Below are 23,781 nucleotides of genomic sequence, written 5' to 3'. Positions count from 1 at the left end.
CAGCGGTTACTTTTCTTCGAACCGGACAGATGGCTTGGGATCGGATGATATTTACAGCTTTACCCGGGAGCAGGTGCTGGCTTTTAGCTTAAGCGGGAAAGTGTACAACAAAGTTACGGGGCAACCGCTTAGCGGGGCCATGGTTACGCTGAATAAAACGGGCGGTTCGGTGCTGAGGGTGGAAACGGATGAAACGGGTGCTTTTAAGTTTAAGCTGGAAAAGGCATCTGATTATGGGTTGACGGGTGAAAAGACAAACTTCAGGAGTGATGGTACGGATTTAACGACAAAAAACCTGACCAGCTCAGCAGAAATCAAAAAGGATCTTTACCTGGAAGCTGTTGAACTGAACAAAGCGATCAGGCTGGAGAACATTTATTATGATTTCGATAAATCGAACATCCGGGCAGATGCAGCTGTGGAGCTGGATAAGCTGGTGAAGATTATGCAGGATAACCCGACGATGTGGATTGAGCTGGGCTCTCATACCGACAGCAGAGGCAATGATGCTTATAATTTAGCTTTATCACAGCGACGGGCAGAATCTGCGGTACAATACATCATTAGCCGGGGCATTAGTAAAAACAGGATTGAGGCGAAAGGTTATGGAGAAACGAGATTACTGAACCGCTGTACCAACGGGGTTAAATGCACCCCTGCTGAACATCAGCTCAACAGAAGAACTGAGTTTAAAATCGTGAAGCAATAAATATTATATATACGCTCTTCAAATTCAAAGCCTTGGCCATGTCGGATGGGACAATAAAAGATTAGGGATGGTTTTATAAATCCTGTTGGCATGGCCTTATAAGGCAGTATCATTTAAGTTATTAAATAAGTTTTAGGAAAATGAGCCTTATGAAACCCGAAAAAATTACAGCAAAAACCATTATCAAGGCAATCGAAGATTATTATAGTGGTAAACAGATTATAGAAATTTGTAAAGACTATGAAATAGAGCAAGAGGTATTTGCTATTTGGCTCGAAGAGTACAAATGTGTCGCTTTGGAATTAATAGAACTTAAAATTGAAAATGAACGTCTAAGAAAACTGGTAATCGATACGATTTTGGAAAGCCAATCCCCAAATGAACGCTTAATGGCTATCAAAAGGCTAAGAAAGATGAATGATTAAACAATATGACAAATGCCAAAGGTAAAGATAAGGTAAGGGTGGTGAGCATCCTTTCCAATTCTTTAATAAATAATAGTTGGATTAATAGATTGGTTAAACAGGATCAAGTACGTTTTAAGAGAATAGAGCAATTGATCGAATTTCTTTTTGATCATTGTTTGCGAACCGGGAGGGTCTTGATTTCGGAGGATAGGAGTGCATGCGCTCTTGTTTTTTTTAGAAATAAAAAAAGCTATTCTATTTCATTATATCACAGTCTTATGCTGGCATTTAAAGTAACAGGATTAGATCGGCTCTCGCAAATATTAAAATTAGAGAGATACATTAAGATAGCTCATAATGCAGTAGCTGGTGAAGGCCAAATTTATCACATCCGTTTATGGGGAGTTCATCCAAGCTTCCAGGGAAAGGGTTCGGGAACTAAACTTCTTTTGGAAATGCTGGAAGAAAGTAAATCATTTGGTAAAACTTTGTTCCTGGAGACTTCTGAAAAAGAAATGTTACCTTTTTACGAAAAGATAGGCTTAAAGATTTATCATCAAATAGATTTGGACGGAACCATCTATTTGTTGAAGCAAAGGTAATGAGATAATGTTTCAACTAAAAAATGATTGAATTGTATTCCGTAACGCCACTGCCCTCCTAATTAAAAGCAGTTCTGAAAAGGCTTGTTTTTTTGCTTAAATAATTAATATGTAGTTTTTAGAGTACTATATCCTTCATTAAATTGCTTGATGTTTCGTTTTCAAAATGCTTATACTCAAAAATACTGTCTTTATTAAACTTCTTTCCTACGTTTTACCCTTTTAATGCATGAAATTAAGGGCAATAAATAAATCTAAATATCTGGGTTAATATTCTCTGAAACATAGTCTTTAAGGGCTATTGTAGACCTTTTCTGTTGTTAATAATTTAGTGGCGGTCTTAAAAATATCGTTTTGATAGATTATATGTATTTAAGGCCTAGGTAAACAGGTACAACCAAGAATTTTAATGCGCATAGCAATTTTAGGTACAAGAGGTATTCCAAGTCAATACGGCGGTTTTGAAAAATGTGCAGAACATATCGCATTAAGCTTGGTGGAAAGAGGGCATGAGGTGATAATGTACAACTCTCATAATCATGCGAACCAAAAAGTATTGTGGAATGGAGTTAAAATAGTTCATATATATGATCCGGAATTTAAATTGGGCTCACTTGGACGTTTTATATATGACTATAGATGCATCAGTGATTTAAAAAATCAAAATTGCGACATCATATTACAATTTGGATACAGAAGTAGTCCGGTTTGGAAAATTATAATGCCAAAGAATGTAAGTTTGGTGACCAATATGGGAGGCTTAGAATGGAAGAGATCAAAATATGGGCCATTATTAAGAAAATTTATTCATTTAGCCGAAAAGTTAGCCGTATATAATTGTGATAATTTAATTTCAGATTCGTTAGGTATCCAAAGTTATTTATTAAAGAAGTTTGAGAAAATATCACAATATATTCCTTATGGAGCTTATATTTTTAATGACCCAGATGAAAAAATCCTGGCAGACTTCCAGCTTTCAAAATATAAATATGATCTGTTTATTGGTAGTCTTGAGCCTGAAAACAGTTTGGAAATCATTTTGGATGGTGTTGTAAAGGCCCAAGTAGACCGCGATTTTTTGGTTGTGGGAAATCGTCTAACCAGAAATGGAAAATTTTTACAAAACAAGTATAGAAAGTACGCTAACATTAAGTTTTTGGGAAGTATTTATGATGATAAAGGGCTTAATAATTTAAGGTATTTTTCAAACTTATATTTTCATGGACATACCCTGGGCGGAACACACCCGCTCTTATTAGAAGCAATGGCATGTAGAAGTTTGATTTCTGCTAACGATAACGAGTTTAATAGGTTTATTGTAGGCAATGATGCTATGTATTTTCAAACTGTAGAAGACATTACCAAGCAAATGTTAGCAAAAGGTAAGGAAAGCCAGGAGTATAGCTATTACCTTGATAACAATGCTTTTAAAATTAAAAACTATTATTCGTGGAAGAACATTGGCGAAAGATACGAGCGCTATTTTTATGATTTAATAAAAAATGAGTTTATTCAACATAATGTTTAGAAATATTATGCCTGGTTGTTTTTTGTAGATTAAAATTGAAATTCGATTATTTTGAATAGCATAACATTAATGCCTTTATCTCATTTATTCAAAAATTGGCTTGGAATTAGGGGCAACGTTTCCTTCAAGTGGAATGCGAATTAAAATTTCGGTGCCCTTGTAATTTTCAATTACCAGTTCTCCTTTCAATTTTTCAATTCGCTGTTTGACATTCGTTAAGCCCATACTGTTTATTTTAGTTAAATTGGGATCAAAACCAATACCATCATCCTTAATTGAAAATATTATAATGCCATTTTGTATAACAATTTCTAATTTTACCTTTTTTGCTTTAGAGTGTTTGATCGTATTATGCGCAACTTCTTTAACCAGGAGATAACAATTTCGTCTACTCTGACTGTCCATAGCTAAATTCGGGATGTTTTGAGGAATAGAAGCCTCAAATATAATTTCAGAATGCTTAAATAAATTCCTGGTTTGCTCTTCTATATAGTATAGTAAGCTTTCCAAATCATCACTTTCTGCATTTGTACTCCAAACAATCTCATTAATTTTTAGGGCTAGTTCATTTATCATGATGTTAATTTGTTTAATTTCATCAACATCTTCACGTTTTTTGGTAGCAAGTTCGGCATATAATTTTATAGCAGAAATGCCTGCGCCGATCTCATCGTGTATCTCGCCGCTGATTCTTTGGCGTTCTAATTTTATAAATTTTTGCTGTTCAAAATATTTAGATTTTGAAAATGCATAATTTCTGTACACTACGTAAGCAAGAAGCAATATAAAGCCTGTAAAAATTAATATTTCAGGCCACCATTTTTCTAATAAACCAATAGATAAAAAAAGTATACTAAGTCTATCGCTAATGGGGGTAAAACAATTTAGTTGGGGTAAAAGTGATTCTTTTATAGTTCTACATGGATTGAGAAGAAGAATAGATTCTGATGTTTTGATAATTGTTGATAAAATTATAATGCAGATAGACATGTTTAATTTGTAGTTAAAAAATTGGCTAAAAATAGGTTTAAAAGTATATATATCAATTTTTTATGTGGCAAAAATGTTTTCGGATATCAAAAACATATTAAAAAGCATTATTAATAATACGGAAAATCTATATGTTGGCAAGCTTTTTGTCTTTCATGTACTAGGCTCCCCAAATTTTGAAAGTTTAACAATGAAAATTAAAAATTTTCAAATAGCATAGTTTAACCCTATTGGCTGTTAAATATGCTATTAATTTAAATTATGTAAATTTATGATTTCAATTTCTATTATAGAAGATAATAACTTCTATCGTGAATTGTTAGTAAGAGTACTGAAGGAAAAGCATTTCCTTAAAATTTATGGTGTTTACTCTTCTGCGGAAGAAGCTATACAAGAGCTTCCTGCAAATGCACCAGACATAGCTATAGTTGATATTAAGCTTAAGCTAAAATCAGGCATAGAACTCATAGAAACAGTAAAGCCATACCTCGCTAACACGCAATTTTTAATGTGTTCCGGGTTTCAAAATGATGAGAACATATTCAATGCTCTTAAAGCAGGTGCTTCAGGCTACATCATGAAAGGTTCTACTGAAGAGGAAATACAGAATGCAATAATAGAATTGCATAATGGAGGTTCTCCCATGAGCCCTTACATTGCCCGTAAAGTGATTAATTTATTACATCGGAAAAAAACCAGCGATAATAACCTCGGTTTAAGCTCCAGAGAATTAGAGGTGCTGTCTTTATTGAGTCGGGGATTGCTGTACAAGGAAATATCCGATCAATTAAATATTAGTGCCAACACTGTAAAAAATCATTGCAAAAATATTTATAAACGGCTGCATGTTCAAAATAAAATAGAAGCCATTAATAAATTTAGTAATTACAATTTACAGGCTTACGCATCTTAAATCATTCCCTCCAAATCACATCCCACCAAAAAAATAACCATAACAGGTTATTAATTTGAGCCCAAATAAAAGATGGTCTAAATCATTGATATTGGGTGACTTACATAGTATTATTAAACCAATCTGATTTTAAATCAGAAAGATTTCAATTTATTATTTTAAGTTATGGAAAGCCGTCATATTTTTATTTTAATCATATTATTAATCGTTTTAGATGCATTAGCACTAAACAGTTCATTTGGATTAATTTATGCTTCCGGGATCTTGGATGATCACTATTCAAGAGGGGAGATTACTCTTTTTCTCATATTTTTAAATCTTACCTGGTTAATTTCGTCTTTGATTAACCGAACCTATAATGAAGCCAATGTGCAATCTATTAAAGCACTTTTTAAAAAAATGAGCATTACATTTTTAATTCAGGTTTTGTTATTGATGGTGGGATTGAGTTTTATAAAACACATCCAATTTTTTAATGCCCATACCTTTTATATTTTACTGGCCCAGATTATTGGAACTTCCACAGTGCGTTTAGTCATTTATTATTCAGAACGACTCTATCCTAAATTGAATCTTTACAAAAAGAAAATTGTAATTATTGGCAATCATGATTTAGCCAGTCTTTTAGAGCGATACTTTTTGAAAAATAAATTATCCTTTAATCTGGCTGGTTCTTTTACTGATTTTAATACCGAGGTGGTAGATGAAAGGAATAGTAAGAAAATCAATAAATTAAAAGATACCGTTAAGTTTGCAATAGAAAATAATCTGGATGAGGTTTATACTACTCAGTTTCCAGAGCAATGTCAGGATCTTCAAGGGGTACTAAATCTTGCAGAAAAAAATTGTGTCAGAGTTAAATATGTAACCTCTTTCATCCGGTATAAAAGGGAAGAAGAAGCTTTTGCCAATTCCAGTTATATTTTTAATAATTTTTATGATGGGATTCCAATTTTAGTAAACCGGAGGGAACCATTAAGTTTTATTGGAAACCGGATTGCAAAGCGTTTATTTGATATTGTATTTAGCCTCTTTGTAATTGTTTTTCTGCTTTCCTGGTTTTTACCTCTAATGGCGCTTTTGATCAAACTGGAATCAAAAGGAGATGCTTTATTTTTACAACTTAGATCAGGAAAGAAAAACAAGCCCTTTTACTGTTACAAGTTTAGAAGTATGAATATGAATAAGGATAGTAACAATCTTCAAGCTTCCAGAAACGATCCCAGAATTACCAAAATCGGGGCTTTTATGCGGAAAACCAGTATAGATGAATTGCCGCAATTTTTTAATGTCCTTTTTGGTAACATGAGTGTAGTAGGGCCACGTCCGCACATGCTCAAACATACGGAAGAGTATAGCAAGCTAATTGACCAATATATGGTACGTCATTTTCTTAAACCAGGTATTACGGGATGGGCACAAATTAATGGCTTCCGTGGCGAAACCAAACATCATGAACAAATGCTTGGACGTGTAAAACATGATATTTGGTATATGGAAAACTGGTCGCTGTTTTTGGATATCAAAATCATTTATAAAACGGTTGTTAATGCTATTAAAGGAGAAGAAAATGCATTTTAATAAAAATTTAAAATAATAATTAAAAAAGAAACGTGCGAAGTTTTAGGGGGTTGGTGTAAAAAAAGTGTAAAATAAATTTGAAGGTTTTACCTTCAAATTTATTTTAATTTTTAACATCCCTTTAAGCTATTTTCATGTTTGCAACTAAGATGCCGGCACAACTAGGTTTAATTCATATCTTTTTTCTTATTTTATGTTCCATAACAGGCTGTGAAAAATCTGTAAATTCAGCTCTCACAGGCTCTATTCCGGTTGATAGTATTCCATTTCAATCTCAAGGCGCTTTTTTTAGTGATTGGACCGAAAAGAAATTAACCTTGCCAGCTTATCAGGATGCAGATCCGATATCAAATGCCGGAGCTACAATAATAAATGTTAACACCAGTAAAGTTTTAAATAAAATTACACCCTATATTAATGGGAATAATGCCAATCCCTTTTCAGGGCAAATGGTTACTGAAAGTAAATTAATTTCTCATATTAAAAACCTTGACCCAGGAATAATTCGTTTCCCGGGAGGGGATATTAGCAGTTTATATTTTTGGGATAGAAGTAACAAGGAAAAACCCTCTGATATTCCTTCGGCCATATTTGCTTCAAACGGAGACAGTACCACAAATGATGTTTGGTATGGTAAAAATAATGAACCCTGGACTTTATCCTTAGAAAATTATTATAAATTATTGGGACTTACATCCTCAACAGGAATAATTACCGTAAATTATGGATATGCGAGATATGGCTTAGGCGCAAATCCAGTTCAGGAAGCGGCTCATTTAGCTGCCAATTGGGTTCGGTATGATAATGGAAGAACTAAGTTTTGGGAAGTGGGAAATGAAAGCTATGGCTATTGGGAACCGGGCTGGAAAATTGATGTTTCTTTAAATAAAGATAAACAACCACAATTAATGACTGGGGAGCTTTATGGCAAACACTTCAAAATTTTTGCAGATTCAATGAGGAAAGCCGCTGCAGAGAAAGGCCACAAAATAAACATTGGTGCGCAATTGATTAGTAGACCTACGAATAATAGTATAAATCCGGCAGAAAGCTCCTGGAATAAAGGTTATTTTGCACAAGCAAAAGATGATGCCGATTATTATATCATACATGATTATTATACTGATTTTGGAGAGAACAGTTCTGCTAAAACAATATTGAACTCTGCAACCATTCAAACAGAGGCTATAAAAAATTATTTGCGGAATTCTTTTTTGGAAAGTGGGAGACAAGAGAAACCTATTGCTATGACAGAATGGAATATTTTTTCGACGGGTAGCAAGCAGAAAATTTCGGCAATTGCTGGTGTACATGCTACCATTTGTATGGGAGAAATGCTTAAAGCAAACCTGGCAATGGCCGCCAGATGGGATTTATTAGGCAAATACGATAATGGGAATGATTTTGGAGCTATAAGTATCGGTGATGAACCTGATAATTCGGAAAAATGGAATCCAAGACCAATTTTTTTCTACATGTACTATTTTAAGAAGCTACTTGGTGATAAATTAATTGAAACTTCTGTTAGCGGGAGCAATGATATTTTATCGTATGCCTCCAGATTTTCGTCTGGCGAAACGAGTATTGTTGTCGTAAATAAGGCAAAATCCGATGAAATTGTATCTTTAAATATTGACAATTCATCTAAATTGAAACACTATTATACTTATACACTCGAAGGTGAAGGGAATACGGATTTTTCCCGGAAAGTATTTATTAATTCTGGAGGTCCAACCGGAGTTTCAGGCGGACCTCCAGACTATACAAATTTGGCGGCAAAAAGATTTACAGTTTCCGATGGAAAAATCAATGTAAAAGTTCCAAAGTACGGAGTAGTTTTTATCGTTGCCGTCGATAAATAATTTAAATTACTTATCGCTTAGGAAGTTGATAATGTCATTAACAGATTGAAGGCGAATTATATTTTCTTCACTGATTTCAATGTTGTATTTTTGTTCCAAGGCGACCATAATGCTCAAATGCCCAAAACTATCCCAATTATAATGTTGGCCAAGTGCTGAATTTAAATTTAATGATTCCGGTTCGCATTCTAAAGCCATAGCTATAGTTTGCAGTACTTCTGATTGACTGATGTTCATTTTATTGATTGTGTATTAATTCTGACGTTAATTGTTTTATATCTATTTTTCCACTGCTATTAAATGGCAAACTGGTTTTATTAATAATTTTATTGGGTACATAGTATGACGGAAGTTTTTTCTTTAAATAATCCTGAAGGCTGGCTTCGCTGTAATCCTTTAAAACAACAAATGCTATAATTTTATCATCTACGCAGGTTGTTATATTGGTAATACATCCATATTCACGTAGTGCATAATCAATTTCACTAAGATCAATGCGATTACCTTTTATTTTAATCTGAGAATCCTTTCTACACACATAATAAAGATTGTTGTTTACATACTCAACATAATCTCCGGTAGCATAAGACCATTTTTTGACTTCGTCGATAAATATCTCTTTAAAAGCGGTATTTGCAGAATTGTTTTTTAAGCCCAGGTAGCCACTAGCAATGTAATCGCCTAAAATAACCAACTCACCAAGATTCTCTTCTTTATTCTGTAAAACTAATTCGTAGTTTGGCAATGGCTTTCCTATCGAAACTGTATGAGTACAGTATTCCATATAATCATTTTTGGTTAATTTTTGATAGGTAGCATATATTGTTGTTTCTGTTGGCCCGTAGCAGTTATAAATGATTAATTCGGGATTTGCATCAAAAAGTAATTGTACCTGCGAAGGAAATAGTCTTTCTCCTCCAAAAATCATTGTTTTAACATGACCAAAAATATCTTTATTGATATGATTGGTTTTGAGCATTAAATCAATTGCGCTTGGAACCGAATGCCATATAGTGATTTTTTTATCCTTAATATTCTTGGCAGGAAGTAGTTTTTCTGCGGTCCCGGAAAAAGGTACTAAAGAAGCACCGCTTATTATTGCTGTAAATATATCCAGTATGCTTATATCAAATCCTAGATTAGAATACTGCCCCCATACATCATTTGGTAATGAGGTAAACTCCTGAGTGCTAAATGCTATGAAGTTATTTAAGGATTTTCTGGGAATCATTACCCCTTTAGGTAAACCTGTTGACCCTGATGTAAAAATAATATACGCCGTGGAGTCGATTTGTGGAACTTCGAACTCAAAATGGGGGAGGATCTGGTCTGCATTTTTAAAAAAAGATTCAGGTGTTGTTAATCGTTCGCTTTTAGCACTGACTGGTATCTCCGTGTCAATTATTAAGTCAGGTTCAAACTGCTTAATAAAGTAATCTTTTCTGTCTTCAGGCAAACCTACATTAACAGGGCAGAAAGTGGTACCCGCTAAGTATGCACCCCAAATTAGGGTATATGCATAAAATCCCTGAGGCGCAGTAATTAAAACTTTATTAATGTTGTGTTCTAAGAAATACTCCCTGGCATATAAACAATGTTTACAAAAATCTGAATACGAATAATCACCTGATTTTTCTGAGACGGCAATCCCATTGTTTTCAAAATGTGTTTTTAATATTTTAATTAAGTCCATCTAATAGTTTACTTCAAGTCTATTTCAATTATTTTTAAAGCTTTTATTTATCTTTTCTTTATTAATTTGGCCGGAACTCCACCCATAATGCTATAGGGTTCAACACTTTTAGTTACCACACTGCCTGCTGCAATAATTGATCCTTTACCAATGGTTACTCCGGATAATATCACACTATTTGTCCCGATCCAACAATCATCCTCTATCGTAATAAATTCTCTCTCAACTCCTTGTTCGTGCATTGGAATATCAGTTCTTTCAAACTTATGATTTTCAGCAAAAAGACCTACCCGGGGGCCCATCATAACGTTGTTGCCTATGTCAATAAATCCCGAACAACCAATGTAATTGTAGGTGCCAATGCTGGAATTATTTCCTATTCTAAGTCCTTCGCCTACCTCACCTCCATAAGCATTAGATGGCCGGATAATGGCAAAACGCCCGATGGTTACCCGGTTACCGATTGTAATGTTTCTTGATGACATACAATTAACTTCCGCATAATCTTCAATGATTAAATCGTTGCCAGCATATAAATGATTAGCATATCGAATGTTTGTTCCCTTTCCAATCATTACCAGGCCCTTCGTTTTACCCATAAATAGCCTGGCATAACAACCTCTTAAAATATAAGTTAGGATCGTTAACATGGTGGTAAATATATCCCGGTTGGACCACCCTGAAAATCTGTTTTTTAGTTGCGTGATGTATTTATTCAGTGCCATGCGATGGTTGTTTAAACGGTTCTGCTTCGTTATGCCTTTTAATAACGCGTGCCGGATTGCCTAAGGCCGTAGTGTTTGCCGGAATATCTCTAACAACCAGAGAGGCTGCTCCAATTAAAGCGTTGTCTCCAATATTAACACTTCCAATAATCGTTACGCTAGCACCCACATCTACATTGTTGCCTAGCTTTGGTGCGGTACTGTAACTTCCATCTTCATGTTTTATTATTCCAATAGTTGTTAAATGTCTGATTGTACAGTAATTTCCTAAAGTAGCATCGCCATGTATAACCGTTCCGTGCCCATGCTCTAATCTAAGCCCTTTACCAATATTAGAGTTCCAGTGCAGTTCAATATTTAAGAACCACTCAACAAAAATCCGGTAAAATAGGAGGTACCAAAAAAAGAATATAACAAGTATTTTTTTGCTTCTTATTAGTGAGGCAAGCCGATACAAAACCAATACTATCCGTCCTTTAATATTTCCCTTGTTTATTTTCCAGTCTTGAAAAATATTATATGTCTTTTCTTGTACAATATTATTTGATATATTATTAAAATCTTCCATGCAGATATTGAATTTGTTATATTATTGAGAAAGTTTTTTTTTCCTGTTTAAGTGTTCAGAATTTGTTAAAGCACTATAAAATTTCAAAATCCTGGTGTAAAGCAAAGGTGAAAATCTAAAAAGGGTATATCCGTATTTGTACCTTTTGCTTACATACTGGTTCCCCTTATAAAAATTATTATAATTCCGGAGGTTTGCTTTAATGATGTTATAATCCTGATAATGTGTTTTGCTGGATTCTACGAGAATCATATTCAGGTTTATCATGTTTATATTAAAATCGAAAGCCTTTGCTTCTTCCACATGATTTTGAAGCTCTTTTTTGCAGGTGTTTACTATTTCTTTGGTAAGAAGTAATGCCTTCATATATTTCTGACTAAATGCGGCTTGACTGAGAGAACTATCTCTAATCATGTAATCATACAAAATGGTGTCGTCATAAACCGTTTTGGTTGCAGCTTTTAACGCTTCAAAGTTATAGTACGCATCTTCAAATATTGACAATGTTGGTGCAAAAAGAATTTCCTGAACGGTTTCCTTTTTATAAATTTTATCGTAATTGCTCAACAAAATTTCACCACTAAATAACCCTGTTATGCCTTCATCCCGGGTGTAAGTTTTTATGGTATTGTTACCGCCGTACAATTGAACTTTGCCTGGAGAAACCCTTCTTACTCCGCACATTGAAATATCGGCATCGTACTTTTTGATGTTACTGATTAAAACTTCATACATCCTGGTATACAAAACATCATCGGCATCAACAAAACCAATATACTGGCCTTTTGCCACTTTTAAGCCTGCATTTCGTGCCGATGATACCCCCTTATTAACTTGATGTATGACAATTATTCTATCATCTTTTTTTGCAAATTCATCACATCTTTCTCCACTATTATCTGTAGATCCATCATTAACCAAAATCAGCTCGAAATCAGAAATGGATTGCTTTAATATTGATTCAATACAAACATCAAGATATTGAGCTTTATTATATACGGGAACAATAATGGATAGTTCTTTCATTTACTTTTCTTTTAATTAATTGAATTTCAAAGCATCTAAAATGCTTTTTTCATAACGCTCCTTTGAGAAAAACTCGTGAACTCTTTTAGTGGCATTATTTCCCATTTTTTCGCGGGCCTGCGAATCAGTTATTAAATAAGAAAAGCGTTTAACTGCAGTTTCAGCATCATTCCATGGAATTAGAATGCCGGTATTCATATTATCTACCATTTCTAATGCGCCACCATGCTCTGTTGCAACAACAGGTTTATGGCTGGCCATGGCTTCCAATACCACTGTTGGTAAAGGATCTGGTAAAATAGAGGGTAATATAAAAATGTCTAAACCTTTTAAAATATTTGGAATGTCTTTCCTGAAACCTAAATCTAAAACCGTATGCTGAAGTCCGCTATTTATTATTATTTCTTTCAGTTCATCCTGGAGATATTCATACCCGGGGTAAGCATCACCAGCCATTAAAAACTTGATGTTATTAAATTGTTTGGTGAGCCCAGTAGCCAGTTCCAGAAAGTATTTTTGTCCTTTCCACGCATTTACTCTTCCAACCATACCAATTAAGACTTCGTTGGGCTGAATATTTAATTCTTCCCGGATAGATGATTCCCCAATTGAATATTCTGAATAATCCAAGCCATTGTGGATTGTCAAAATTTTATTTACACTGATGTGTTTCGACCAATGTTTTTTTACCTCTTCAGATACAACCAATACTTTATCGCTGTAATTGTTGATAACCTTCCCAATGATTAAACTAAATAAAGCAGGCTTTTCAATAATCTCATGAATGTGCCAAATATGCTTAACATTACACTTTTTAGCTGCAAAAGCACCAACCAAAACACCTGCCGTATTAGAATATACAGTGCCAATTTTTTTTTGCTTTATAATTTCAACCAGTTTTTTCCTGGCGGTGCTAAAGGCCGAATACCGGTTAATTAATCCGCTTATATTGAAATACTTGCGTCTTAAAATACCTAATTTTAATATAATAACTTCAATCTGCAGGTCTCTTAATTGCTGTATCAATGGCCCATCATCAGAAAGCACCGCCGTTACATTATAGTTATTTTTTTTAAGCAGAGAAGCGGTAATCAAGAAAATTTTACTCGCTCCATAAACATCGGAAGAACTATGCAGCATTAAGATATTTAAATTCTGATTTTTCATTAAATTAAGTTTCGAGTCGGTATTTGTATGTTTAAAAAATGCGTTTAAAAATTCCTTTTACTGATAAACCAACCACCAGAAGCAATAACCAAAATACTGTAAATAATAGATATGGGTTTATCGTATCGGATAGGAATATGTACAATAATACGATGCTGGTTATAGAGAAATAAACAAGTATTGAGTATTTTAAAGTAATAATGCGCCTTTTGATCAGTATGATATCCTGAATGATGTGTAAAACAACGAAAGAAATAAAAATTGAATAATTTATTACGCTCAAAGATTTAACATAAGAAAATCCTATAAATGTTAGTACTAAATAGACGAAGATTCCTATGATATTTAAAAGCATATCTAACTTTTCCAGCTTCATTGCTATCAATACATTAGCTTGTAGTAAAAAGGTTGGAAACACAATCATAGTCAGAAACATTTCAGCGGTATACTTTGAAGTTTCTATATAGGTAGAACCGAACGCGAAAGGGATTAGTAAACTGGAAAAAGAAAAAATGAAAGTGAATGATGCTAATCCAAAAATTAAATAAATCATGTAAAATTTCCTGTAATGTACCTGAAAATCAGTCTTATCTGGCAATTCGAAAAGTTTTACAAGCGATGGAAATACGGAGGATGATAATATTAGTGGAACTAACTGCGCAAGCAAAAATATTTTGAATGAAATTTCATAATTGGCAACGTCCGTATCTGTTAATAATTTAGAAATAATAATACTCGCTATTCTCCAGTATATGATGGAGATGCTTCCTATTACAATGAAAGACCAATTGTTAGAAATGAGGGTTTTTAAGTCTGAATAGCTTACTTTGGTTTTAAGTATAGTTGTAAAATTTACCAGGTGTTTTACCCCAATATTTATAAATAGATAGAGCGTAGCAAAACGTACAGCAACAATCATTAGGCATAAAACCATCATTGGCATTGGATAAAACATTAATACAACCCCAATCAAAAATCTTAAAACAGCATCTATTAATAAAATTCTAAATGTTTTTTGTTGTTCAAAATCGGCAATATTTAAACTTTTTATTGCAAAAATAATATTGTCGAAAACAACATTTATCCCCAATACAATTGATAATTCTCTAACCAGATTGCCATCATAAATAGAATAGGCTAATGCTAAATTAATGAGGTAAAAAAAAGTGCCGGAATAGAATTGAATCTTTAAAAATTTACTGATCAGGGATTTTTTATCTTCACTAATCAGGTATTCCCGAACAAACCATTGGCCTAAACCCAGCGTAGAAAAAGCAGCTACGATTTGATATAATGTATTTGCAATTAAAAACTGAGCAAAATCAAATGTGGAATACTTTCTGGCCACTATTACAAAGAACAAACTGAGCAAAACGTTTTGCGTAACGCTTGATGCCAATCCCCAAATACTATTTTTGAGAACCGGAGATTCATTTATCTTCAGTATCGCAGAACTAAATTTCATCGGAAGTATAAAATGGGGAAATATGAGGAGGTGATATCAAGATTGAAACAAGTGTTACCACAAATATTCCTATTCTTAAATCACTAAATGAATAAACGGTTACAAATGCAACTAACCAACAAATAAGACTAGCAGAAACAAACAATAATAATTTTTTTTCATTAGCGAAAACCGGGTTTATAATCACTCTGAATGCATTAATTATGGGTAGAAATATTAAGAACAGAAGTAATATAAATCCAAGAACTCCAAACTCGACTAATAGTTTAAGGTAGCCACTCTCCGGATGATCCATGTATTCGTACGTTCCGAAAAAAAGCCAGAACTGGTCTTGTGAATGTAAAGAAACATAACTTTGATAATTGCCAATACCTATGCCAAGAAAAGGGTTTTGAAGAAATATTTTAAAAGCACCTGCCCAATAAGCATATCTAACACTGGCCGTATCGTTAACATCCGCACCTCTGTTAAATATGGCAAAATGATTGGAGAAAAATACTGCTGTTATGATAACAACTGCAGTGCAGGCGATGCCCAATAATTTATATTTTTTATCTCCAAATATAAATATGATAATCATGCCTACACATAACCCCGTAAAGGCTGCCCGAACCCCTGTTAAAAAAAGAGCAACTATGACAAGAAAAAATAAAGCCGGATTGATTAAACTGTTTATTTTTTTGGCTGGGTTTTCAATTAAAAATATAAAACTGCTCATGGCTAAAAACTGTCCGTATTTCTGAGGATCCTCAAAGTAACTGGGGTATCTTATAATTGAATCGTATGCAGATGCGTTAAGATTAAGTTTATAAAGTGCTACAGACAGACCGAAAATTAATTGCATTGCTAAAAATGCCAATGAAAATAAACAGGAAAATTTAAGTCCTTTTAAAACGTCGTAAATAAAGGTAGGTTCCTGATGCAATTGTCTGACTAATATACTCGCATAAATAAATACAGTTATAAATTGAGATAAGAAAACAAAAGACCTGGCAATAAATTCGGAATGTAAACCTCCAATGATTAAAACCACCATTAACAATAGGCTTACAGCAGTATAAAAGGTTCTTAAACTGATCAAATTTTTAGGCTTCCCAATTAATAGAATCACTGTAAAATAGCTTATGATGTCAAATACTTTATAACCGCCCCAATCTTGAGTGGTTATAAATAGATCCATAAATGGAAAGAGAAAAACTGCATATAATAAATAATTCTTTTTTATATCAGTTCCCATTAAAACAAAAATGAAATAGCTAAATACAGAAAGAAGGCTTATTATATTTTTAATGTCCATTATTTTCTTAATTATTTAACTACCCAGGTTTTATCCATTAAGAATAAGATTTAATTTAGGCAAGCGGCCTTCATTAAATAATTTATTAACAAAACTTAACTCAGATTTTTTTGTAACATTCTTTCTAATCACAAATAATGTTAATCCTGCCTGCGAAGCAAAAGCGTAAACATCTGTATAAACTTTTAGAGCAGGTGTATCTATGATAATGTCATCATAAATTGTTGTTAAGTGGCTTAATAACTCCAGTATCAATTTACTCTCAATAAGTTCTGAAGGATTTTTCGCTACCTCGCCAGAGGTAATTACATCCAGGTTTTCTATTTTTGAGTGTTGGAGAATTTCATTTATTGAAACCTTTTTATTTAAGAAATTTGTAATACCTGGCTTTCCATTTGGTAATTGGAACAATTCTACAAAACAAGGCGATTGCAAATTTAGTTCTATTACAATTGTTTTTCGACCAGAAGAAGCAAGAGAGGCGGATAGGTTAGAAGCTATAAAACTCTTGCCTTCGCCAGGTTTGCTTGAAGTTATGACCGTGATGCGTCCTTTTTCTTTATTTTCGTGTAAGTAATCTATTTCACTTCTAAGTACACGGAATTGTTGTGAAAGGGTAGGATCACCACCCAGTAGGGCTAATGATTTGCCATTTTTTTGAGAAGTAATTTCACTTAAAATAGGCTTTTCTATCGTATCTTCAACTTCAGCTGGAAAAGAGATTGTGTTACTAAATATTTCTCTTATAAAAATAATTGATGCAGTGATTATTAAGGCTATAATTAATGCAATTGCATAAACAAAAGATTTTTTTGGCCATACAGCAGCATTTACATAAGCCATTTCAATAATATTTGCGCTGGCCAATGTTGTAGCGTAACTTAACGCAACTTCTTCCCGTTTTTGCAGAAGATAGGTATATAAATTTTCCTTAATGCCCTGTTGTCTTTTAATGCTGATGTAACCACGTTCCTGACCAGGCAAACTTTTAATAGAAGATTCTACCCTTGTATTAACATTTTGCAAGCTACTTTTCATGCCCAGAAGCGATAGCTTTATGTTTTTTACGTTTTCTCTAATGGCTGATGTTGTCGTTTGTATTTGCTCTTTAATGGGCGCAAATAAATAGTTTGTTTCCGGTGTGGTAGCCAGTAATTTATTACGCTCAAGCTGAAGTCTGGACAATTGATCAATCAGGTTAACTAAACCCTTGTCTTCAATACCAATAGTGGCAGGCACACTATTTTTGTTAATGGCGTTTTCTATACCTTCAATTACCTGCAGTTGAACATTAACCTCATTTAATTTACCATCATTTGACTGCATGTTTTGTAAATAAATGTTCGATTCAGCTGAAATATCGGTTAATCCCCTGCTACTTTTGTAACCCTCAATATCCTTTTCAACTGTAGTTAATTCGCCACTTAACAAACCCAAACGCTCATCAATAAATGACAAAGTGTTTTTTATAAGTTTGTTTTTTTCGTCGGTACTGTTATTCTTGTATTCTGCAATTAAATAATTTAAAAAATCCTTTCCTCTTTCCTTATTTTGATCTTTATAACTTAATTCAATTATAGGGGCCAATTTATCAACAAGCCTCGTTTCAAGATTTGATTGATATTTTGTAATCACATCTTCTGCATTCTCAAAATTCATCCCAATTGTAGAACCGATATAGTTTTTAATGGATTTTGTACTTTTAATCATTCCCAATCCAATAGCACTTTTAAATGCCTTATCGAAACCGGTTTTGATGGTATTTGTGCCTAAAGTCAATTCGATATTGCTTGCATCCAGTATTTTTACGTACACCATTCCTTTGTAAAGAGGTTGATTGTCAATGGGTTTGTAAACTATTGGCGATGCGTTGTATAATTCCTTTTTGTTTGAATCATAGTAAGAAGACCAGGCATTTAAATCTGTTATTACCTTTTTAATCAATGGTCTCGATTTAAGCACTTCCATCTCAATCTCAACCTTTTTAGACGTGTTGGCCAGATCTATCTCATCCAGGGCGGCTTTTTGCTTTTCAACTTTATCTTTATCCGCTACCACCAGCGATGCCTTAATTTCATACACCGGGTTTACAATTTTCAGGTATATAAATGCGATTAAAAGTGCAATGATTATACTCGCTAAGAAAAGACGCCATTTTGGTACATATCTTAACAAGATTATGGTCAATACACTTTGACTCTTAACCTGCGAATTCATTCCATTTGATATTTTGTTATTCATCGATTACTTATGTAAAGTGGAAAATACGATGGCAATTACTGATAGTGCAGAAACGATTAAAGTTCCTGTCTGGAAGCCACGACTAACTTGTGCATATTTTGTTTTACCTGGCTGAACATATATAACATCATTATTTTTTAAATAATAATGATTGGAAGTAAAAGCACTTTTTGAGGTTAAATCTATTGGTAGTATTGTTCTTTGTCCATCTATTTCTCTTATCAGGATAACATTGCCTCGTTTTGCAGTGATATTTAAATCGCCGGCAAGTGCTAAAGCTTCAGTAACGGTAACCCTTTCATTCGTAATTGGAAAAACACCAGGATGCTCAACATCACCTAAAACGGAAACTTTAAAATTTAATATGCGTACCGTTACATTAGCTTCTTTTAATAATGATGAAACTTTTGCAAAAACTTTTTGCTGTACCTCTGAGGTGGTCATTCCAGCAACTTTGGTTTCTCCAAGTATGGGTAAGTTAATATTTCCTTCCTGATCCACTAAATAACCCAAAACAGGGTTAACCGGGCTCACATCAAAGTTGCTTCCATTTGTTCTTGTTAAATTATTGTTGAAAATTGCAGATGCCTCAGGGTTTAAACTGGTAATGTTTATTCCAAGGATATCATTTTTTTGAACAGTCAAAGGAGAATAATTTTGGATGGGAAGCGTTGAATTTGCCTCAGCATCTTGAAAATAAGGTACTTGCTTGTATGCGCTACAGGAGAACAGCAAACATGACAATAAAAGCAGTAGATAATAATTATGTTTATTTTTCATTATGAATTTGAAGCTTAGATTTTTTTAAAGTATTTATTGTAAAAAAATGATGTTCGTACTGATCTATTATTTTTGGCCAGTTAAACTGTTCTTTTATTTTTAAATTGTTGTTGATAACAAAATCCAGATATTTTTTTGATGATTTATTTGTGTCATTTAGTTGTTCAGCAACTTCATCAGGTGTTGTAAAATACAAGGCATCATCACCAAGAATGTATCTGTTGAAATCATTGTCGTTTGCTGAAATTAAACTGGATGAAGCCATAGCCTCCAATAAAGAGGGGTTTGTTCCGCCTACGGTATGCCCATGAAAATATAAATTAGAAAAATATCTTAAGTTATTTAGCATTTCTATATCATATACACCGCCGATGAATTTAATTTTGCTATAAGATTTATATTTGCCCTTTAAATATTCTCCATATTTTGTTTGATGTTTGCCAATTACCAGGAATAATTTATCGGTATCAGACTTAGCCATTCCGTCAAGTATTGTTTCTATACTGTTTTCGGGCTCTAATCGTGCTACAAGCATGTTGTATTGATACTTTGACACGTTATAATCATCTAATTTATTTTCATCCGGATTATCAAAAGAATGTGCGCCATAAGGAATATATGTAGAATTAACATTATATTTTTTACTAATATACTTTTGTATGCCTATCGAATCACTTATTAAATGATCACTTGATTTGACGGCTAATTTCTCGGCAAACAGAAGAAACTTGCGCACCAGTTTTCCAAATTTGGTTCTTTTCCATTCCAAGCCGTCCATATTTGTAGTGAGTACAGGTTTACCCGGAAGAAATTTGTACCATACCGAACTGCTGGTATAGCCCAACTGTAAGATAACATCGAGATTATGTTTTTTTAAATTTCTTATACAATTAAAATCATAAATAAACTGTCCAATCGTTCCAAATTTGAATTCCGGATCAAAAATGTGTATTAGTTTAACTCCATTCCAGGTAGTTTCTTTATATGGATGATTATGTGAGTTATAAACGATTACTTCATGCCCTCTTTTTACTAATCCTAAAGCCAGATATTCAGCAAATTGCTCAAATCCACCATAATGATTTGGAATTCCTCTTGTACCTAAAATTGCTATTTGCATTGAATCGTGATGGTTAAGCTCTATGTCAAATTAGAAAATTAAAAATCATAATTTGAGTATTACGAAAGTATCAATAACGGCATATTGGAACAATAGCCCTTTAATACTACACAGATTTAAGCCATTTGATGTCTGATCAATTTATCAGCATCATCCTGACACTATCATGATTAAAACAAGAGATAACATTGGAAGAAACGATAACAATAAACAAGTTTAAATTCAGCGTGCCGTTGCAATTCAAAGAAGTTAAGCAGACATCAAAAAAATAATCAGTAAGAAAAAAATATTTGTGGTAAAAAAATGTAATATTAGCACTATAAAATAATTGAAATGGACATGTTTACGCTCGCCATTATTGAAGATGAAATGGCCATTAGGAAAGAATTAACCTGGTTGCTTGAAAGTGAAAGTGATATTAAAATTGTTGGTCATAGCGATAATGTGAAGGATGCACTCAGCTTAATTGAAACACAAAAGCCTGATGTTATATTGATGGATATCCAACTTATAGATGGTACTGCTTTTGATATAATAAGGGCATTAAAAGAAGTGCCCGAAAACATCATTTTTATTACTGCTTACAATCAGTTTGCTATAAAAGCCATTAAATTTGGTGCGCTTGACTATTTGCTAAAGCCTATTATACAAGACGAACTAAAAGAGGCACTTGACCGTTGTCGCAAAAAAAGAGCTAAAGAAATACATTGGAACGAGCAACTTTCTATTGCTCAGCAGTCATTCGATAACGACGATTTGCCCGAAAGCATTGTGCTGCATACCATAAACCAAATGCATATAATTTTGGTTCAGGAGATTGTGTATTGCAAGGGTGATGGACCTTATACTTTTTTCTACCTGGCTAATGGAACCAATCTTTTGGTTTCAAAACCTTTAAAACATTATGAAGAAATGTTGTCTGCACCGTGGTTTTTAAGAACGCATCAATCTTATCTGGTGAATAAAAATTATGTAGAAAAAATTTCAAAAACAGATTGCCTTGTACTTAAAAATAAAGAGGAAATTCCGGTTTCTTCCCGGCGCAAAAACTATATCCTTAATGCTTTATCAACTTCTTAATGAAATTAAGGTTATTATTTTTAGGTTTTGGGCTATTGTTTTTTTTCGCATGCAAACATGATAATACAGCCGAAAATAAAACACTGATTAAACAGTATAATGCTGCTTTTAAAAAACTTGCAGATAAACAGTCAACACTTGAATCAGCAGACTCTATATTAAATGCATGGCAACAATACAATAAAAATTCAATCGTGCTTGCTGATACAGATTTGAATGCCAATGTAAAGTATAACCTGGGCAGAGTTTATGCAAAGAGAAATGTAGATTCTGCGAAGAATTTTCTGCAACAGGGATTGGAACTTGTTGAACAAACAAAGGGTTATTTAGATATTAAAGCCCGGATTTATAATGGAATGGGCAATCTGGCCAATGGCGAGGCATCAGAACATCAGGCCAATTATTATTATAACAAAGCCGCTATTATTGTACTTTCGGACTCTACGGTTAATTTAAAGCCACAAGCAAAATGTATTATATTACTTGCGGCAGCTCAAAGTAATGCAAACCTGTATCAGTATAATCTGGCTTATAAAATGAATTTGGCCGCTTTGAAATTGATGCCACAATTGCCACCAAATTCGGTTAATCAGCAACGTGTACTTCATCAGCTAATTTTTGTTATTTATACTTCTGAATTACCAACGGATAATATCGTAAAATACTTAAAAAGGATGGAGGAATTACAGACCAGGTATCCTGACCAGTTTAATCCACGGTTTTTATACGATAGTAAAATACTTTATTTCAGTAAGCGCAACCAGGTGGACTCAATTTTGAAATATTCCTTATTAAATGTCAAAATAGATGAGGAAACCTATCACAACTACCCCACAGAAAAAACTTCAGCCGGTAATCTTTATACCACCTATACCAATCTCCTTAATAATTATACCAAAATAGGAGATTATAAAGCTGCAGGTTCATTTGCAAAAAAAGCCAATGAAATTTATAAAGAAAACTACAAAATAATTGCATACGAAGAATTGATAAGGAACAGAGAAGCCATTTCAGCCTATTTTTCTGCAATTGGGGAGCCTAATAATGCATTAAAATCATCATTAGAAGCGCTAGAAATACAAAAAGAAAATTTTGAAACGGAAAACACACAAGCTGTTGCCGAAATGAATGCCTTATATCAGATTCAAGCTAAAGATAATTCAATTAAAAGCCTCAATGAAGATATAAAACTAAATATGCTGCAGTTAGAACGTAGCCGGTTGATTCTACTCGTTACGGCCCTCATTATATTGCTTTTGCTCATTTTTATCGTCTTGTTTTACAGCATTTACAAACAACGGAAACTAAAACAAGAAAAAGAAAACGTACAGTTGCAGCAACAGTTATTGCGTACCCAGATGGAACCCCATTTTATTTTTAATACCTTATCGGCACTGCAAAGTTTTATACGACTTGATGAAAAAGATGAAGCTATCAAATATCTGAACCAATTTAGCCGACTCTTGAGGAGCAGCTTAGAACTGAGCAGAGAGAAGTTGGTGCCGCTTGGTCAGGAAATAGAGGCTTTAAATAATTACCTTAGCCTGCAACAAATGCGTTATAACTATGTGTTCCGCTTCAATATCCAAATGCCCGAACAAGAAGATTTGGATACGCTGATGATTCCACCCATGTTGGTACAACCCTTTGTAGAGAATGCCATTTTGCATGGTGTTGATTTGTCTGATAAAAATGGTTTTATCAGCATAGATTTCATGTTGGAAGAAAAGACCTTAAAAGTAAATATCACCGATAGTGGGAAAGCTATAGTCGAAAATAAAACTGACAAACACCAATCACTGTCAGGTATGATTAGTAAAGAACGTTTAGAGCTTTTGGGCAAAGAGCGTAATCAGGAAGCTGGTATTAAGTCTGATGTAAACTTAAATGGCGGAACCACGGTTTCACTTAATATTCCGGTTGGTAACTTAAATCGTTAATCTATTCAATAGAAGCCCGCTCTTTAATTTCAAAACCCCATTATTCATAATCCTTCTTAATATCATCCTGGTTTTGTTGAAACACTT

21 protein-coding genes are annotated in these 23,781 nt (G+C 33.6%); 9 read left to right on the top strand and 12 right to left on the bottom strand.

All coding sequences use genetic code 11. From position 1 onward, the window contains the following. From O0955_RS09075 to O0955_RS09060, 4 genes are all read left to right on the top strand, one after another. A partial coding sequence (locus O0955_RS09075) for an OmpA family protein (RefSeq protein WP_269427225.1) occupies nucleotides 1–709 on the top strand: 709 nt, incomplete at its 5' end. A gap of 149 nt (nucleotides 710–858) precedes the next feature. After that, the gene (locus tag O0955_RS09070) at nucleotides 859–1,134 is read left to right on the top strand and encodes a hypothetical protein (protein WP_269427224.1); all 276 of its coding nucleotides are present in this window, start codon (nucleotides 859–861) and stop codon (nucleotides 1,132–1,134) included. 5 nt (nucleotides 1,135–1,139) lie between these two features. Further along, nucleotides 1,140–1,718: a GNAT family N-acetyltransferase gene (locus O0955_RS09065; RefSeq protein ID WP_269427223.1), complete on the top strand. Its 579-nt coding sequence runs from the start codon at nucleotides 1,140–1,142 to the stop codon at nucleotides 1,716–1,718. A gap of 409 nt (nucleotides 1,719–2,127) precedes the next feature. Continuing rightward, on the top strand, nucleotides 2,128–3,246 hold the full coding sequence (locus O0955_RS09060; protein WP_269427222.1) for a DUF1972 domain-containing protein: 1,119 nt from the start codon (nucleotides 2,128–2,130) through the stop codon (nucleotides 3,244–3,246). Between the two features lie 84 nt (nucleotides 3,247–3,330). Here O0955_RS09060 and O0955_RS09055 read toward each other — a convergent pair whose 3' ends face one another. Next, on the bottom strand, nucleotides 3,331–4,236 hold the full coding sequence (locus O0955_RS09055) for a sensor histidine kinase (RefSeq protein WP_269427221.1): 906 nt from the start codon (nucleotides 4,234–4,236) through the stop codon (nucleotides 3,331–3,333). A gap of 271 nt (nucleotides 4,237–4,507) precedes the next feature. Between O0955_RS09055 and O0955_RS09050 the strand changes: the two genes are divergently transcribed. The 3 genes from O0955_RS09050 to O0955_RS09040 all read left to right on the top strand — a co-directional run bounded on the left by O0955_RS09050 (nucleotide 4,508) and on the right by O0955_RS09040 (nucleotide 8,592). Beyond that, on the top strand, nucleotides 4,508–5,149 hold the full coding sequence (locus O0955_RS09050; RefSeq protein WP_269427220.1) for a response regulator transcription factor: 642 nt from the start codon (nucleotides 4,508–4,510) through the stop codon (nucleotides 5,147–5,149). Nucleotides 5,150–5,314: 165 nt separating this feature from the next. Next, a complete protein-coding gene (locus tag O0955_RS09045; protein ID WP_269427219.1) occupies nucleotides 5,315–6,730 on the top strand; it encodes an exopolysaccharide biosynthesis polyprenyl glycosylphosphotransferase in 1,416 nt (471 codons plus the stop codon). Nucleotides 6,731–6,864: 134 nt separating this feature from the next. Further along, nucleotides 6,865–8,592, top strand: coding sequence for an alpha-L-arabinofuranosidase (locus tag O0955_RS09040; RefSeq protein ID WP_269427218.1), 1,728 nt, complete (start codon nucleotides 6,865–6,867; stop codon nucleotides 8,590–8,592). 6 nt (nucleotides 8,593–8,598) lie between these two features. On the opposite strand, the gene O0955_RS09035 is transcribed toward O0955_RS09040, so the two are convergent. The 11 genes from O0955_RS09035 to O0955_RS08985 all read right to left on the bottom strand — a co-directional run bounded on the left by O0955_RS09035 (nucleotide 8,599) and on the right by O0955_RS08985 (nucleotide 20,674). Further along, nucleotides 8,599–8,829, bottom strand: a complete 231-nt coding sequence (locus O0955_RS09035) for an acyl carrier protein (RefSeq protein ID WP_269427217.1) — start codon at nucleotides 8,827–8,829, stop codon at nucleotides 8,599–8,601. Nucleotide 8,830: 1 nt separating this feature from the next. Beyond that, nucleotides 8,831–10,285, bottom strand: coding sequence for an AMP-binding protein (locus O0955_RS09030; RefSeq protein WP_269427216.1), 1,455 nt, complete (start codon nucleotides 10,283–10,285; stop codon nucleotides 8,831–8,833). A 47-nt stretch (nucleotides 10,286–10,332) separates the two neighbouring features. Continuing rightward, nucleotides 10,333–11,010, bottom strand: coding sequence for an acyltransferase (locus O0955_RS09025; protein WP_269427215.1), 678 nt, complete (start codon nucleotides 11,008–11,010; stop codon nucleotides 10,333–10,335). After that, on the bottom strand, nucleotides 10,997–11,578 hold the full coding sequence (locus tag O0955_RS09020) for a serine acetyltransferase (RefSeq protein WP_269427214.1): 582 nt from the start codon (nucleotides 11,576–11,578) through the stop codon (nucleotides 10,997–10,999). The genes O0955_RS09025 and O0955_RS09020 overlap by 14 nt, the downstream gene beginning before the upstream one ends. Before the next feature lie 21 nt (nucleotides 11,579–11,599). Continuing rightward, nucleotides 11,600–12,604: a glycosyltransferase gene (locus O0955_RS09015; RefSeq protein ID WP_269427213.1), complete on the bottom strand. Its 1,005-nt coding sequence runs from the start codon at nucleotides 12,602–12,604 to the stop codon at nucleotides 11,600–11,602. 15 nt (nucleotides 12,605–12,619) lie between these two features. Then, complete coding sequence (locus O0955_RS09010; RefSeq protein ID WP_269427212.1) at nucleotides 12,620–13,771, bottom strand: glycosyltransferase family 4 protein; 1,152 nt, start codon at nucleotides 13,769–13,771, stop codon at nucleotides 12,620–12,622. A gap of 31 nt (nucleotides 13,772–13,802) precedes the next feature. Continuing rightward, nucleotides 13,803–15,236, bottom strand: coding sequence for an oligosaccharide flippase family protein (locus tag O0955_RS09005; RefSeq protein WP_269427211.1), 1,434 nt, complete (start codon nucleotides 15,234–15,236; stop codon nucleotides 13,803–13,805). Continuing rightward, nucleotides 15,226–16,416 (bottom strand): O-antigen ligase family protein, encoded by a 1,191-nt coding sequence (locus O0955_RS09000; RefSeq protein WP_269427210.1) that lies wholly within the window; start codon nucleotides 16,414–16,416, stop codon nucleotides 15,226–15,228. The genes O0955_RS09005 and O0955_RS09000 overlap by 11 nt, the downstream gene beginning before the upstream one ends. A gap of 147 nt (nucleotides 16,417–16,563) precedes the next feature. Then, entirely contained in the window at nucleotides 16,564–18,774 is a 2,211-nt protein-coding gene (locus O0955_RS08995; protein WP_269427209.1) for a GumC family protein, read from the bottom strand. A 3-nt stretch (nucleotides 18,775–18,777) separates the two neighbouring features. Further along, nucleotides 18,778–19,419: a polysaccharide biosynthesis/export family protein gene (locus O0955_RS08990; RefSeq protein ID WP_269427208.1), complete on the bottom strand. Its 642-nt coding sequence runs from the start codon at nucleotides 19,417–19,419 to the stop codon at nucleotides 18,778–18,780. A 124-nt stretch (nucleotides 19,420–19,543) separates the two neighbouring features. Then, the gene (locus O0955_RS08985) at nucleotides 19,544–20,674 is read right to left on the bottom strand and encodes a DUF1972 domain-containing protein (RefSeq protein WP_269427207.1); all 1,131 of its coding nucleotides are present in this window, start codon (nucleotides 20,672–20,674) and stop codon (nucleotides 19,544–19,546) included. 333 nt (nucleotides 20,675–21,007) lie between these two features. Here O0955_RS08985 and O0955_RS08980 point away from each other — a divergent pair, with 333 nt between their 5' ends. Together O0955_RS08980 and O0955_RS08975 are read left to right on the top strand one after the other, a co-directional pair. Next, the gene (locus tag O0955_RS08980) at nucleotides 21,008–21,754 is read left to right on the top strand and encodes a LytR/AlgR family response regulator transcription factor (RefSeq protein ID WP_269427206.1); all 747 of its coding nucleotides are present in this window, start codon (nucleotides 21,008–21,010) and stop codon (nucleotides 21,752–21,754) included. Continuing rightward, the gene (locus tag O0955_RS08975; protein WP_269427205.1) at nucleotides 21,754–23,694 is read left to right on the top strand and encodes a sensor histidine kinase; all 1,941 of its coding nucleotides are present in this window, start codon (nucleotides 21,754–21,756) and stop codon (nucleotides 23,692–23,694) included. The genes O0955_RS08980 and O0955_RS08975 overlap by 1 nt, the downstream gene beginning before the upstream one ends. The last annotated feature ends 87 nt before the right edge of the window (nucleotides 23,695–23,781 follow it).

It is taken from the genome of Pedobacter punctiformis, assembly GCF_027213715.1.
GTDB lineage: Bacteria > Bacteroidota > Bacteroidia > Sphingobacteriales > Sphingobacteriaceae > Pedobacter > Pedobacter punctiformis.
This window is presented reverse-complemented; position numbering and strand designations above follow the sequence as displayed.

What these genes read in the sequence shown, in the direction of transcription:
- O0955_RS09070 (WP_269427224.1), top strand. Translation starts at nt 859, where the DNA reads ATGAAACCCGAAAAAATTACAGCAAAAACCATTATCAAGGCAATCGAA.
- O0955_RS09065 (WP_269427223.1), top strand. Translation starts at nt 1,140, where the DNA reads ATGACAAATGCCAAAGGTAAAGATAAGGTAAGGGTGGTGAGCATCCTT.
- O0955_RS09060 (WP_269427222.1), top strand. Translation starts at nt 2,128, where the DNA reads ATGCGCATAGCAATTTTAGGTACAAGAGGTATTCCAAGTCAATACGGC.
- O0955_RS09055 (WP_269427221.1), bottom strand. Translation starts at nt 4,236, where the DNA reads ATGTCTATCTGCATTATAATTTTATCAACAATTATCAAAACATCAGAA.
- O0955_RS09050 (WP_269427220.1), top strand. Translation starts at nt 4,508, where the DNA reads ATGATTTCAATTTCTATTATAGAAGATAATAACTTCTATCGTGAATTG.
- O0955_RS09045 (WP_269427219.1), top strand. Translation starts at nt 5,315, where the DNA reads ATGGAAAGCCGTCATATTTTTATTTTAATCATATTATTAATCGTTTTA.
- O0955_RS09040 (WP_269427218.1), top strand. Translation starts at nt 6,865, where the DNA reads ATGTTTGCAACTAAGATGCCGGCACAACTAGGTTTAATTCATATCTTT.
- O0955_RS09035 (WP_269427217.1), bottom strand. Translation starts at nt 8,829, where the DNA reads ATGAACATCAGTCAATCAGAAGTACTGCAAACTATAGCTATGGCTTTA.
- O0955_RS09030 (WP_269427216.1), bottom strand. Translation starts at nt 10,285, where the DNA reads ATGGACTTAATTAAAATATTAAAAACACATTTTGAAAACAATGGGATT.
- O0955_RS09025 (WP_269427215.1), bottom strand. Translation starts at nt 11,010, where the DNA reads ATGGCACTGAATAAATACATCACGCAACTAAAAAACAGATTTTCAGGG.
- O0955_RS09020 (WP_269427214.1), bottom strand. Translation starts at nt 11,578, where the DNA reads ATGGAAGATTTTAATAATATATCAAATAATATTGTACAAGAAAAGACA.
- O0955_RS09015 (WP_269427213.1), bottom strand. Translation starts at nt 12,604, where the DNA reads ATGAAAGAACTATCCATTATTGTTCCCGTATATAATAAAGCTCAATAT.
- O0955_RS09010 (WP_269427212.1), bottom strand. Translation starts at nt 13,771, where the DNA reads ATGAAAAATCAGAATTTAAATATCTTAATGCTGCATAGTTCTTCCGAT.
- O0955_RS09005 (WP_269427211.1), bottom strand. Translation starts at nt 15,236, where the DNA reads ATGAAATTTAGTTCTGCGATACTGAAGATAAATGAATCTCCGGTTCTC.
- O0955_RS09000 (WP_269427210.1), bottom strand. Translation starts at nt 16,416, where the DNA reads ATGGATCTATTTATAACCACTCAAGATTGGGGCGGTTATAAAGTATTT.
- O0955_RS08995 (WP_269427209.1), bottom strand. Translation starts at nt 18,774, where the DNA reads ATGAATAACAAAATATCAAATGGAATGAATTCGCAGGTTAAGAGTCAA.
- O0955_RS08985 (WP_269427207.1), bottom strand. Translation starts at nt 20,674, where the DNA reads ATGCAAATAGCAATTTTAGGTACAAGAGGAATTCCAAATCATTATGGT.
- O0955_RS08980 (WP_269427206.1), top strand. Translation starts at nt 21,008, where the DNA reads ATGGACATGTTTACGCTCGCCATTATTGAAGATGAAATGGCCATTAGG.
- O0955_RS08975 (WP_269427205.1), top strand. Translation starts at nt 21,754, where the DNA reads ATGAAATTAAGGTTATTATTTTTAGGTTTTGGGCTATTGTTTTTTTTC.